This window comes from Pandoraea pulmonicola (assembly GCF_000815105.2).
Taxonomy (GTDB): domain Bacteria; phylum Pseudomonadota; class Gammaproteobacteria; order Burkholderiales; family Burkholderiaceae; genus Pandoraea; species Pandoraea pulmonicola.
Window position 1 is genome coordinate 283,954 of the sequence record NZ_CP010310.2, and the last position, 11,510, is coordinate 295,463.

General features: G+C 64.7%; 12 protein-coding genes and 1 riboswitch. Of the genes, 9 read left to right on the forward strand and 3 right to left on the reverse strand.

What is annotated here, in order from left to right; genetic code table 11:
* Window positions 1-4: 4 nt before the first annotated feature.
* From metX to RO07_RS01185, 3 genes are all read left to right on the forward strand, one after another.
* Complete coding sequence (gene metX / locus RO07_RS01175; protein ID WP_039407347.1) at window positions 5-1,192, forward strand: homoserine O-succinyltransferase MetX; 1,188 nt, start codon at window positions 5-7, stop codon at window positions 1,190-1,192.
* On the forward strand, window positions 1,189-1,851 hold the full coding sequence (gene metW / locus RO07_RS01180; RefSeq protein WP_237171355.1) for a methionine biosynthesis protein MetW: 663 nt from the start codon (window positions 1,189-1,191) through the stop codon (window positions 1,849-1,851). Before metX ends, metW begins: the two co-directional genes overlap by 4 nt.
* Before the next feature lie 105 nt (window positions 1,852-1,956).
* Window positions 1,957-3,249 (forward strand): AmpG family muropeptide MFS transporter, encoded by a 1,293-nt coding sequence (locus tag RO07_RS01185; protein WP_039407349.1) that lies wholly within the window; start codon window positions 1,957-1,959, stop codon window positions 3,247-3,249.
* A 117-nt stretch (window positions 3,250-3,366) separates the two neighbouring features.
* Here the strand turns inward: RO07_RS01185 and RO07_RS01190 are convergent, their stop codons facing one another.
* From RO07_RS01190 to RO07_RS01200, 3 genes are all read right to left on the reverse strand, one after another.
* Window positions 3,367-4,104, reverse strand: a complete 738-nt coding sequence (locus RO07_RS01190; RefSeq protein WP_039407351.1) for a hypothetical protein — start codon at window positions 4,102-4,104, stop codon at window positions 3,367-3,369.
* Window positions 4,105-4,115: 11 nt separating this feature from the next.
* Window positions 4,116-4,889 carry an exodeoxyribonuclease III gene (locus RO07_RS01195; protein WP_039413844.1) on the reverse strand — a complete coding sequence of 258 codons (774 nt, stop codon included), beginning with the start codon at window positions 4,887-4,889 and terminating at the stop codon, window positions 4,116-4,118.
* Window positions 4,890-5,009: 120 nt separating this feature from the next.
* A complete protein-coding gene (locus RO07_RS01200) occupies window positions 5,010-5,954 on the reverse strand; it encodes a LysR family transcriptional regulator (RefSeq protein WP_039413847.1) in 945 nt (314 codons plus the stop codon).
* Between the two features lie 197 nt (window positions 5,955-6,151).
* On the opposite strand from RO07_RS01200, the gene RO07_RS01205 reads away from it, so the two are divergent.
* From RO07_RS01205 to metF, 6 genes are all read left to right on the forward strand, one after another.
* On the forward strand, window positions 6,152-6,601 hold the full coding sequence (locus RO07_RS01205) for a CidA/LrgA family protein (RefSeq protein WP_039407353.1): 450 nt from the start codon (window positions 6,152-6,154) through the stop codon (window positions 6,599-6,601).
* A gap of 78 nt (window positions 6,602-6,679) precedes the next feature.
* The gene (locus RO07_RS01210; protein ID WP_039407355.1) at window positions 6,680-7,363 is read left to right on the forward strand and encodes an LrgB family protein; all 684 of its coding nucleotides are present in this window, start codon (window positions 6,680-6,682) and stop codon (window positions 7,361-7,363) included.
* 81 nt (window positions 7,364-7,444) lie between these two features.
* A riboswitch (S-adenosyl-L-homocysteine riboswitch) is annotated at window positions 7,445-7,571 on the forward strand.
* 31 nt (window positions 7,572-7,602) lie between these two features.
* Window positions 7,603-9,018, forward strand: a complete 1,416-nt coding sequence (gene ahcY / locus RO07_RS01215; RefSeq protein WP_039407358.1) for an adenosylhomocysteinase — start codon at window positions 7,603-7,605, stop codon at window positions 9,016-9,018.
* Window positions 9,019-9,195: 177 nt separating this feature from the next.
* Window positions 9,196-9,555 carry a phage holin family protein gene (locus RO07_RS01220; RefSeq protein WP_039407360.1) on the forward strand — a complete coding sequence of 120 codons (360 nt, stop codon included), beginning with the start codon at window positions 9,196-9,198 and terminating at the stop codon, window positions 9,553-9,555.
* Window positions 9,556-9,621: 66 nt separating this feature from the next.
* Window positions 9,622-10,452: a TlyA family RNA methyltransferase gene (locus tag RO07_RS01225; protein WP_039407363.1), complete on the forward strand. Its 831-nt coding sequence runs from the start codon at window positions 9,622-9,624 to the stop codon at window positions 10,450-10,452.
* 25 nt (window positions 10,453-10,477) lie between these two features.
* The gene (gene metF / locus RO07_RS01230; protein WP_039407366.1) at window positions 10,478-11,308 is read left to right on the forward strand and encodes a methylenetetrahydrofolate reductase [NAD(P)H]; all 831 of its coding nucleotides are present in this window, start codon (window positions 10,478-10,480) and stop codon (window positions 11,306-11,308) included.
* Window positions 11,309-11,510 lie beyond the last annotated feature (202 nt).

Here is an 11,510-nt window from a genome sequence, read left to right on the forward strand (position 1 = left end):
GTTTATGGAAACTTCAATCGGAATCGTCACGCCGCAGCGGATGCATTTCGCTGAGCCGCTGGCATTGCAGAACGGCAGCACGCTCGCGGGCTACGACCTGATGGTCGAGACCTACGGCGAGCTCAACGCCGACCGGAGCAATGCCGTACTGGTCTGCCATGCGCTCAACGCCTCGCACCACGTGGCAGGCATCGCCGCCGACAATCCCAAGAACGTCGGCTGGTGGGACAACATGGTCGGGCCCGGCAAGCCGCTCGACACCAACCGCTTCTTCGTCATCGGGGTGAACAACCTCGGCTCGTGCTTCGGCTCGACCGGGCCGATGAGTATTGACGACGCCACGGGCAGCCCCTACGGCGCGCGCTTTCCCGTCATCACCGTCGAGGACTGGGTCAACGCACAGGCGCGCGTGGCCGACGCCTTGGGCATTCGCCGGTTCGCCGCCGTCATGGGCGGCAGTCTCGGCGGCATGCAGGCGCTCGCGTGGAGCATCATGTATCCCGAGCGGGTGGGGCACTGTCTCGTCATCGCGTCCACGCCGAAGCTGTCGGCCCAAAATATCGCGTTCAATGAAGTGGCCCGCTCGGCCATTCTTTCCGACCCGGACTTCCACGGCGGCGACTATTACGCGCATGGCGTGGTGCCGCGGCGCGGCTTGCGCGTGGCGCGCATGATCGGCCACATCACGTATCTGTCCGATGAAGACATGGCGACCAAGTTCGGCCGTGCGCTGCGTCGCGCCGAGGCGCTGGTCGATGGCGTGGCGAACGGCGACGCGACTGCCGGCGCGGGCGACGGCTATCGGTTCAGTTTCGACGTGGAATTCGAAGTGGAGTCGTATCTGCGTCACCAGGGCGACAAGTTCGCCGAGTACTTCGACGCCAACACGTATCTGCTCATCACGCGCGCGCTCGACTACTTCGATCCGGCGCGCACGGTCGGCGGCGATCTGGCGAAGGCGCTCGCACACACCACGGCGAAGTATCTGATCGTGTCGTTTACCACCGACTGGCGTTTCGCGCCGACGCGCTCGCGCGAGATCGTCAAGGCGCTGCTCGACACGCGTCGCACCGTGAGCTACGCCGAGATCGACGCACCGCACGGGCACGACGCCTTCCTGCTCACCGATGCGCGTTATCACAATCTGGTGCGCGCCTACTACGAACGTATCGCCGAGGAGGTCGGAGTATGAGTCAGTCAACAGTCCCGGCAAACGGCGCGCAGGCGACCACGCTGGCGGCATCGCGCAATCGCATTTCGGCGTCGCTGGCCGAGCGTCCGGACTTTCGCGTCATCGCGCGCTGGATCGAACCGTCGTCGCAGGTGCTCGACCTCGGCTGCAGCGACGGCTCGCTGCTGCGCCTGCTCATCGACGAGCTCGACGTGAGCGGCTACGGCGTGGAGATCGACGACGCGGGTGTGCTCGCCTCGGCGCAACGCGGCATCAACGTCCTTCAGCAGAACATGGAAGACGGGTTGAAGCTGTTCGAGGATCAGAGCTTCGATACGGTCATCCTCTCGCAGACGCTGCAGACCCTCCACCGTACGGCGGACATTCTGCGCGAGACGGTGCGCGTCGGGCGCGAGGCGATCGTGTCGTTCCCGAACTTCGGTTACTGGCCGCACCGGCTGTCGGTGTTGCGGGGCCGCATGCCGGTGTCGAAGACCCTGCCGTTCCAGTGGCACAACACGCCGAACGTGCGCGTGCTCACGATCCGGGACTTCGAGGCGCTGGCGCCGGAAGTCGGCGTGCAGATCCTGGATCGCGCCGTATTGCACAACGGGGGACTCGTGTCGGTGGGGGCCAACTGGCGTGGTAGTCTTGCAGTCTATCGCGTCAAGCGTTCCTGAACCGACGGCAATTCGCGGGGGCAGCGGGCGCCGCGCTCCCTGACGGGTGAAGGCAGAGGGGCCGGTGTCGTGCACCGCGGGCGGCTGGCCCCAACTGCCTTTTCCATGACCGATTCGCTGCCGCCCGACGACGGGCGAGTCTTCCACCCCACGCGGATGCTCATCTGCGTGATTCTCGGCTTCACGTCCGGTTTGCCGCTTTTCATCCTGCTCAATCTCGTGCAGGCGTGGCTGCGCAGCGAGCATGTGGACCTCAAGGCGATCGGCCTGTTCGCGCTGATCCAGTTTCCCTACACGTGGAAGTTCCTGTGGGCGCCGCTCATGGACCGCTTCGCGCCCAATTTGCTGGGCTGGAAACCCGGGCGGCGGCGCGGCTGGATGTTCGTCACCCAATTGCTCGTGGCCGGCGCCGTCGCCCTCATGGGCACCTATTCTCCACAGCGCGACCTGAGCACCATCGCCGCGCTCGCGGCCGCGTTGGCGTTCTTCAGCGCCAGCCTGGACATCTGTCTCGACGCCTATCGCCGGGAACTGCTCTCCGACCGCGAGCAGGGGCTGGGCACGGCCATGCATGTGAACGCCTACAAGGTGGCCGGCCTCGTGCCGGGTTCGCTTGCGCTGATCATGGCCGATCATCTGCCGTGGGCCGAGGTGTTCTTCGCGACGGCCGCGTTCATGCTGCCGGGCATCGTGATGACGCTCGTCGTCAAGGAGCCGGCGATTCGCGGCACGCCGCCGAAGACGCTGCGCGAAGCCGTGGTCGAGCCGTTCCATGAGTTCGTCACGCGCGGCGGCTGGTCGCAGGCGCTGCTGGTGCTGGCTTTCATCTTTCTCTACAAGCTGGGCGACTCGATGGCAACGTCGCTCGCGACATCGTTCTATCTCGATCTCGGTTTCACGAAGACGCAAATCGGCGTTGTGGCCAAGGCGACGAGCCTGTGGGCGAGCGTCGCGGGCGGCATCATCGGTGGGGTCTGGCTGATCAAGCTCGGCATCAATCGCGGCCTGTGGGTCTTCGGCGTGCTGCAGCTCGTGTCGGTGCTCGGCTTCGCGTGGCTCGCGCAGGCCGGCGCCGTCGTGGCGGGACTGGGCGTGGTGATCGCGTTCGAAGCGTTTACCGCGGGGCTCGGCACGGCGGCGTTTACCGCGTACATCGCCCGTACCACGGACCCGCGCTACACGGCCACGCAATTCGCACTGTTCACGAGCCTGGCGTCGGTGCCGCGCACGTTCGCCAATGCCGGGACGGGCTACATCGTGGATGGCGTCGGCTGGCTGACCTTCTTCTTCATCTGCACGGCGCTCGCCCTGCCGGGGATGCTGCTGTTGCCGAAGGTCGCCCCCTGGGGAGCGGACGATGATGGCGGCGACGGTGTTCCCGTGTCCAGCGCACGTTGAGGGAAACCGCGAGCGACGGCCGCGGCTCTCGCGGCTCGCGGTGGGTGCGATGGGATGCGGTAGGGTGCGGTAGGGTGCAACAGGGCGCAGGGAAGGACGGCACTGCCTGAGCGCCGTTCAGGCGCCGCGATAGGCCACCTTCTGCCGTTGGACGACTTGTGTCGCGAAGTCCGCGTCGTCGGGGATCGGTTCCCAGAAGAAGTCCCACTGGAAGATCGGGATCACGTTGAACCTGCGCGAGCGGAAGATGCCCCGATTGCGCTTGAACTCGCTGTACCGGTCGCCCTTGAACTCGCGGTTCACCGACGTAAACGGCAGCAGGCGCTCGGCGATGTCGGCGAAGTCCAGATCGGGGTGCTCGTCCCGGAAAGTCTCCAGGGCGTCGAACTGATCGCGACAGATGACCTGGATCGCGGTTTCCGGCATCGCGTAACGCTGCGCCCACATCACGTGCCATCCGGCGTCGGCGCCGTTGATGAAGTCGGCGAGCGATTTGCTCAATATATAGGCATCCGATTCGAGATGCACGATCTTGTCCGCATCGATGGCGCGAGCGATCGTGATCGAATGCAGGAAGCTGCGCCACCATCCCGGGTAGAGGCTCATGCTCTGGCGGCCCAGATTCGTGTCGAAGCGCACGATGGCGTGCGTGCTGTCGTGGGCCGCCAGGTCACTGTCCGCCGAAATCGTGGGGATGAGATCTTCGGACGGCAGCCAGGGCGAGCCGTCGTCGATCATGAGTAGCCTGTCGGCCTTGATCGGTCCGTTGCGATAGTAGTCAAGCCAGCGGTGGTACCGTTGTCGCCAGGCGTCGGCGTCACGGATATAGCTGGTGCAGAATACGAGGGTCTTCATGCGAAACGCTGTTACAGCGCGTGATCGTAATCCACGGTTAGGGGCGCGTGGTCGCTGAACTTGATGTCGCGAAACACCGACGTGGCCTTGGCCTTGCCCGCGATGCCCGGCGTGGCGATCTGGTAGTCGATGCGCCAACCGACGTTCTTCGCATAGGCCTGCCCGCGATTGCTCCACCACGTGTACTGTTCGGGGCGCGCATCGAGCGTGCGAAAGACATCGACGTAGCCATGATCGTCGAACAACTGGGTGAGCCACGCGCGCTCCTCCGGCAGAAAGCCGGAGTTCTTCAGATTGCCCTTCCAGTTCTTGATGTCGATTTCCTTGTGCGCGATGTTGACGTCGCCGCACAGCACGACCTCGCGACCGGCTGCCTTGAGCGAGAGCAGGTGCGGCATGAAGTCTGCCATGAAGCGGAACTTCGCCGCCTGGCGCTCTTCGCCGCTCGAGCCCGACGGGATGTAGACGGAGATCACCGACAGGTTGCCGTAGCGCACTTCGACGTAGCGACCTTCCGCATCGAATTCTTCGTTGCCCCAGCCGATGAGGATGTCGTCGGGCTCGCGTCGCACGTACACGCCGGCGCCGCTGTAGCCTTTTTTCTGCGCGTAGTGGAAATAGCCCTGGTAGTCGTGCGGCTTGAGGAAGTCCGGTGTCATGTCCGGCAACTGCGCCTTGATCTCCTGCACGCACAGGATGTCGGCTTCCTGATTGCCGAACCACTCGAAAAAGCCCTTCTTGGCGGCCGATCGCACGCCGTTCAGATTCGCGGTAATGATGCGCATGGATGTCGATGCGCCGCGCTCGCGCGGCAGGGGGAAAATGTCAGCGGCAAGGATACCGCAATCGCCGCCGACCGGCGGCGCGCGTGCCATGTCGTGTTGCGCTTCGCATTCACGGCGGCTTCAACTGCGGCGCGCGCCCCCGGCGATGGCCGCCTGGGCTTCGCCGTCGCCGCCAGGTCCGAGAATATCGCGTGCGAGCGCCAGCCAGCGCCGGGCGGCGTGAGAGAGGTAGGAGTCCCGCCGCCATGCCATCGCCAGATCCCACGGTATCTCGGGGTCGCGGACATCCGCGATCACGAAGCGCCTGGGATCGAGCCGCGCGCAGAACGGCTCGGGCAGCAGGGCGACGCCCACGCCGTTGTCGACCATCGACGCGATGAAGTCCCACTGGCTGGAGCGCCCGGCGATCTTCGGCGTGAAGCCCGCCCTGCGGCACGCGGCATTCACGAGCTCCGAGAGCGCGAAGCCTTCGCCGTAGAAGACGAACGGCTCGTCGCGCAGCTCGGCCAGTCCCACGGAGGCGCGGCCTTCCCAGCGCGACTCGCGCGGCGCGATCAGCCGCAACGGGTAGTGGCACACGGGCAGCACGTCGAGAATGGTGGGGTCGACGGGCAGCAGCACGGCGCCCAGTTCGATGTCTCCCGCGAGCAGCGCTTGTTCGATGGCGCGCGAGCCGGTCTCGAACAGCTTCATCTCGATGTCGGGATAGTGCTGATGAAACGCGCCGATCACCGGAATGAACAGATCGCCGCCGAGCGGCGGAATGCCGATCGACAACTCGCCGCGCGCCACCGTCTCCAGATCGGCAAGCTCGTGCTGCAGCCGGGCGTAGGCGGCGAGCACGTCCTGTCCGCGCTCGAAGACGACCCGCCCGGCATCGGTCAACTGCAGACGTCGCCCCATGCCGCGCTCTTCGCGCAGCATCAGCGGCGTGCCAAGCTCGTCCTCGAGCGCCTTGACCATCTTGCTCACCGTGGGCTGCGTCACAAACAGCGCTTCGGCTGCCGCCGTGAAGCTCTGCTGTCGCACAACTTCCACAAAACCTCGTAACGCGCGCAGTTCCATCTTGGTTCTCTCGTTGGCACCCGTGTGGTGCGATTTGCCGAAAAGCCCCGCCCCGTAAGGCATTGGCATGCACCATTAGGGTTAATACTTAAATTATTCCAATTTGGAATTGATTTGATAATACTAATTCATTTTATTTATGTTGCGGTGCTTCCTATACTCCGTTCCATATTGATGCGAAAGCCCGGGAGTCCGCCATGACCAAGATGATCGCCAGCCGTCTGTACAGCCGCAGCAAGCGCGTGGTGGATGTGGTGTGGCAGATTGCGCTGCTCACGGGCATCTATCTGGTGGCCGATGCTGCATCGCGTCATTTTCATTTGCCGCTGCCGGGCGGCGTGCTGGGTCTGCTGACCGTGGTCGCGCTGCTCATGAGCGGCGTGCTCAAGACCGAAAAGATCAAGCGCGGCGCCGACTGGTTCCTGGCCGAGATGATCCTGTTCTTCGTGCCGATGGTCGCCGCCGTCATGCAATACACGGATCTGTTGCGCCACGAAGGCCTGCAACTGCTGGCCGTCATCGGGGTGGGCACGGTGCTCGTGATGGTCTCGACCGCGCTGGCCGTCGACCTCGCGTGCCGCGCCGAGCGCCGCTTCAAGCGAGCCCTCGTCCGCGTCCCCGCGCGCCGGGCACATGAGGCCCGTTGACTTGATGTGCGCGCTCGCTGCCGCATCTTCCAACGCCACCTCGTTCGCCATTCCCCATAACGCCTGCCGGGTCTTGCCATGAATCATACGGCGCTCCTGCTGCTCGTTCTCACGGTCGTGTTCTATTACGTGTCGAAGCGTCTCTATGCGCGCTTCGGCAAGGTATGGCTCGGCCCGGCGATTCTGGCCCCGGTGCTGCTCATTGCGGTGATGGTCGGCGGCGGCATCTCCTATACGACATACATCTCCGATTCGCGCTGGCTCGTGTGGCTGCTCGGTCCCACGACCATCGCGTTCGCGGTGCCGATCTACGAGCACCGCGACATCATTCGACGTCATGCTTTCGCGTTGAGCGTCGGGGTGCTCGTGGCGATGGTCGTGGCCGTGGGCAGTTCGTACCTGCTCGCCAGGCTGTTCGAATTGCCGCCCGAGATGGCGCGCAGCCTGCTGGCGCGCTCGATCTCCACGCCGTTCGCGCTCGCCGTGTCGGACCAGGTCGGCGGCTCGCGCGATCTGGTCGGCCTGTTCGTCATCATCACCGGCTTCATCGGCATGCTGCTCGGCGAGGCGTTGCTGTCCTGGCTGCCGCTGCGCACCCGCATGGCGCGCGGCGCGCCGTTCGGCGCGGGGGCTCATGGCTTCGGCACCGCCAAGGCGCGCCAGATCGGCAGCGAGGAAGGCGTGGTCGCCAGCCTCGTCATGATGATCAACGGCATTCTCATGGTGTTCGCGGCACCGCTGCTCACGCACTTGCCGTTCTGACGGCGGCGCGCTCGCACAAAATAACCCTTCGCGCGTCGCCTCCTGCGCCGACGCAGCGCCCGAGTTTTGCTACAATGCCGGGGTCTTGAGGAGCGTTGCGACAGCCGAAGTGCTGCCAGGCTCAAGATCCTTCCCATTGGCCCCGCCGGCCGCCGGTTCACTCCCGGAGCGTCAGGCGCGTGGGCCGCAAGAACGGCGCTCACGTCCCAACTATCTAGACTTTAGAGAAAGGAGGCGTGATGAACGCCGTAGTCGATTCGAAATTCTCCGATTTTCACGTAGCCGATATCAACCTCGCCGGCTGGGGCCGTAAAGAGCTGACCATCGCCGAGAGCGAAATGCCGGGTCTGATGGCCACGCGCGAGGAATTCAAGGCAAGCCAGCCGCTCAAGGGCGCGCGCATCGCCGGCTCGCTGCACATGACCATCCAGACCGGCGTGCTCATCGAGACGCTCGTCGCGCTGGGCGCCGAAGTGCGCTGGGCCTCGTGCAACATCTTCTCCACGCAGGATCATGCCGCGGCCGCCATCGCCGCCGCCGGCATTCCGGTGTTCGCATTCAAGGGCGAATCGCTCGACGAATACTGGGAATACAGCCATCGCATCTTCGAATGGCCGAACGGCGAATTCGCCAACATGATCCTCGACGACGGCGGCGACGCCACGCTGCTGCTGATTCTCGGCAGCAAGGCAGAGAAGGACATCTCGGTCGTCGGCAACCCGACCAACGAGGAAGAAGTTGCGTTGTACGCGTCGATCAAGCGTCACCTCGAAGTCGATCCGCGGTGGTACAGCAAGCGTCTGTCGCAGATCAAGGGCGTGACCGAAGAGACCACCACGGGCGTGCACCGTCTGTACCAGATGGAAAAGGACGGCACGCTGCCGTTCCCGGCCATCAACGTGAACGACTCGGTCACCAAGTCGAAGTTCGACAACCTGTACGGCTGCCGCGAGTCGCTCGTCGACGGCATCAAGCGCGCCACTGACGTCATGATCGCGGGTAAGATCGCCCTGGTGGCCGGCTACGGCGACGTGGGCAAGGGCTGCGCACAGAGCCTGCGCGGCCTGGGCGCCACGGTGTGGGTCACGGAAATCGATCCGATCTGCGCCCTGCAGGCCGCCATGGAAGGCTACCGCGTGGTGACGATGGAATACGCCGCCGACAAGGCCGACATCTTCGTGACGGCTACGGGCAACTTCCACGTGATCGATCACGACCACATGGCCGCGATGAAGCATCAGGCGATCGTGTGCAACATCGGTCACTTCGACTCGGAAATCAACGTGGCGTCGACCCGCAAGTACCAGTGGGAGAACATCAAGCCGCAGGTCGATCACATCATCTTCCCGGACGGCAAGCGCATCATTCTGCTGGCCGAAGGCCGTCTCGTGAACCTGGGCTGCGCCACGGGCCACCCGTCGTTCGTGATGAGCAACTCGTTCACCAACCAGACGCTCGCGCAGATCGAATTGTTCGTGCACGGCGCCAAGTACAAGAACAGCGTGTATGTGCTGCCGAAGCATCTGGATGAAAAGGTCGCGCGTCTGCACCTGGGCCGCATCGGTGCCGAGCTGACCGTGCTCACCGACGATCAGGCGAAGTACATCAGCGTCGACAAGAATGGCCCGTTCAAGCCGGCGCACTACCGCTACTGATCCGCCCGCCGCTCCCGGCCGGGACTTCGCACGGAGGGGTGCGACGTGCCGGCAAGGGACGGCGTGACGGCATGGCCGCGCGGTGTCGTCAGTTGCCGCCGCGCGCGCCATGCGTGATTTCCCCACCACCGGTGCCGGGACATTCGTCCCGCACCGGCTTGTTTATCGGAGCTTGCCATGCGTCTGCTGCTGATTTGGCTCATCAATGCCATCGCGCTTCTCGTCCTGCCGTACATCGTGTCCGGCGTCCAGCTCAAGAGCATCGGGACGGCGCTGATCGTTGCGGTCGTGCTTGGTCTGATCAACGCCTTCCTGCGCCCGCTGCTTGTCGTGCTCACGCTGCCGGTCACGGTGCTCACGCTCGGGCTGTTCATCTTCGTGATCAACGCCTTGCTGTTCTGGCTGGCCGCGAACGTGGTGAAGGGCTTCGAAGTCTCGGGCTTCTGGGCGGCGCTGTTCGGCTCGCTCCTGTACAGCCTGATCTCGTGGATTCTGTCGGCGCTGGTGTTCGGCGAGCGTGCCACCAACAACGTGTAGTTTCGACGCGCATCCGCGCATGCCGTCGATCGCTCTTCGCAGGACCTTCGCAGGAATTCCGTAGTCATGTCGCAAGCGCTTCGCGCCGACCAGGCGCTCGTATCGAGAGGATTGGCCGCTTCGCGCACCGCCGCGCAGCGTCTGATCGACGCCGGGCGCGTGTATTACGCCGGCACCGAAACGGCGCTGAAGAAAGCCAGCCAGATGGTGGCGGACGACGAGCGCATCGAAGTGCGCGCGGCGGCCGACGGCCTGCCCGGCGAAGACCGCTATGTATCGCGCGGCGGCCTGAAGCTGGCCGGCGCGCTGGCCGGCACGGGACTCGACGCGTCCGGGCGCGTGGCGCTCGACGTCGGTCTGTCGACCGGCGGCTTTGCCGATTGTCTGCTGCAGGCGGGCGCGGCCCAGGTGCTCGGCGTCGACGTCGGCCATGGGCAACTGCATCGGCGTCTGGCCGGCGAGGCGCGGCTCGTGTCGCTCGAAGGCGTCAATGCGCGACATCTCTCGCGCGAGATGCTCGACGAGCGCTTGACCGGCCTGGCGGCGGCCGCGGGAGAAGGGGCGCAAGCGATGAAGGCCGTGCCGGAAGCCGGCTTCGACCTGATCGTGGGCGACGTGTCGTTCATCTCGCTCACACTCGTGCTCCCCGCGCTCGCACCGCTGCTGGCGGCGAGCGGCGACCTGCTGATGCTGGTCAAGCCGCAGTTCGAAGTGGGCCGCGAACACATCGGCCGAGGTGGCCTCGTGCGGGATGCCGCGCAATATGCGCTAGTAGAGACAAAGATCCGCACCGCCTGCGAAGGCCTGGGACTGACGGTGGCCGCATGGCTCGACAGCCCCATCGCCGGCGGCGACGGCAACCGGGAGTTCTTCGTGCACGCCAGGCGTGCGGCATGAGCGCTCCCCAGAAAGGCAAACGATCATGACGCAACCTTCCTTCAGTTTCGAATTCTTCCCGCCCAAGACCGCCGAGGGCGCGGAGAAGCTGCGCGCCACGCGTCAGCAACTGTTCCCGCTCGGCCCGAAGTTCGTCTCGGTGACGTTCGGCGCGGGCGGCTCGACCCAGCAGGGCACGCTCGACACCGTTGTCGAAATCCAGCGCGAAGGCGTGGAAGCGGCGCCGCACCTGTCGTGCGTGGGCTCGACCCGCGAGAACATCCGCCAGATTCTGGCGACATACAGGCAGCACGGCATTCGCCACATCGTGGCGCTGCGCGGCGACCTGCCCTCGGGCATGGGCGAGATCGGCGAATTCCGCTACGCGTCAGAGCTCGTCGAGTTCATCCGCGCGGAGACAGGCGATTGGTTTCACATCGAAGTGGCGGCCTACCCGGAATACCATCCGCAGGCGAAGTCGCCGCGTCTTGACCTGGAGCACTTCGCCAACAAGGTGAAGGCCGGCGCGAACGCCGCGATCACGCAGTATTTCTTCAACGCGGACGCCTATTTCCGTTTCGTCGACGACGCCAGCCGCCTTGGCGTGGACGTACCCATCGTGCCCGGCATCATGCCGATCACGAACTACTCGCAGATGATGCGGTTTTCGGAGATGTGCGGAGCCGAAGTGCCGCGCTGGATCGCCAAGCGTCTCGAAGGCTTCGGCGACGACCGCGAGTCGATTCGCGCCTTCGGCCTGGACGTGGTGACGGCGCTGTGCGAACGCCTGCTCGCCGACGGCGCGCCGGGGCTGCATTTCTATACGCTCAACGCGGCATCGGCGACCAAGGCCATGTGGCAGCGCCTCGGCCTGTAAGGGCGCCGCGCAATCGTTTGCCAACGATAGGGGGCTTCGGAAGTCAATCCTGATAAAAATTAAGTGGTTTCCTAACCAAAAACACTACAAATAGTCGGATTGCTAGGGATTTGGCGTGTTGTTGCGCCGGGGAAGCTTCAGTAATATCCCCCTGGGCTCGGCGACGGACCGTTGCCGGGCGTCACATAAGATCCCGAGGAGC

Excerpts from the sequence above, each read along its gene's own strand:
- metX (WP_039407347.1), top strand. The coding sequence starts at position 5 with ATGGAAACTTCAATCGGAATCGTCACGCCGCAGCGGATGCATTTCGCT.
- metW (WP_237171355.1), top strand. The coding sequence starts at position 1,189 with ATGAGTCAGTCAACAGTCCCGGCAAACGGCGCGCAGGCGACCACGCTG.
- RO07_RS01185 (WP_039407349.1), top strand. The coding sequence starts at position 1,957 with ATGACCGATTCGCTGCCGCCCGACGACGGGCGAGTCTTCCACCCCACG.
- RO07_RS01190 (WP_039407351.1), bottom strand. The coding sequence starts at position 4,104 with ATGAAGACCCTCGTATTCTGCACCAGCTATATCCGTGACGCCGACGCC.
- RO07_RS01195 (WP_039413844.1), bottom strand. The coding sequence starts at position 4,889 with ATGCGCATCATTACCGCGAATCTGAACGGCGTGCGATCGGCCGCCAAG.
- RO07_RS01200 (WP_039413847.1), bottom strand. The coding sequence starts at position 5,954 with ATGGAACTGCGCGCGTTACGAGGTTTTGTGGAAGTTGTGCGACAGCAG.
- RO07_RS01205 (WP_039407353.1), top strand. The coding sequence starts at position 6,152 with ATGACCAAGATGATCGCCAGCCGTCTGTACAGCCGCAGCAAGCGCGTG.
- RO07_RS01210 (WP_039407355.1), top strand. The coding sequence starts at position 6,680 with ATGAATCATACGGCGCTCCTGCTGCTCGTTCTCACGGTCGTGTTCTAT.
- ahcY (WP_039407358.1), top strand. The coding sequence starts at position 7,603 with ATGAACGCCGTAGTCGATTCGAAATTCTCCGATTTTCACGTAGCCGAT.
- RO07_RS01220 (WP_039407360.1), top strand. The coding sequence starts at position 9,196 with ATGCGTCTGCTGCTGATTTGGCTCATCAATGCCATCGCGCTTCTCGTC.
- RO07_RS01225 (WP_039407363.1), top strand. The coding sequence starts at position 9,622 with ATGTCGCAAGCGCTTCGCGCCGACCAGGCGCTCGTATCGAGAGGATTG.
- metF (WP_039407366.1), top strand. The coding sequence starts at position 10,478 with ATGACGCAACCTTCCTTCAGTTTCGAATTCTTCCCGCCCAAGACCGCC.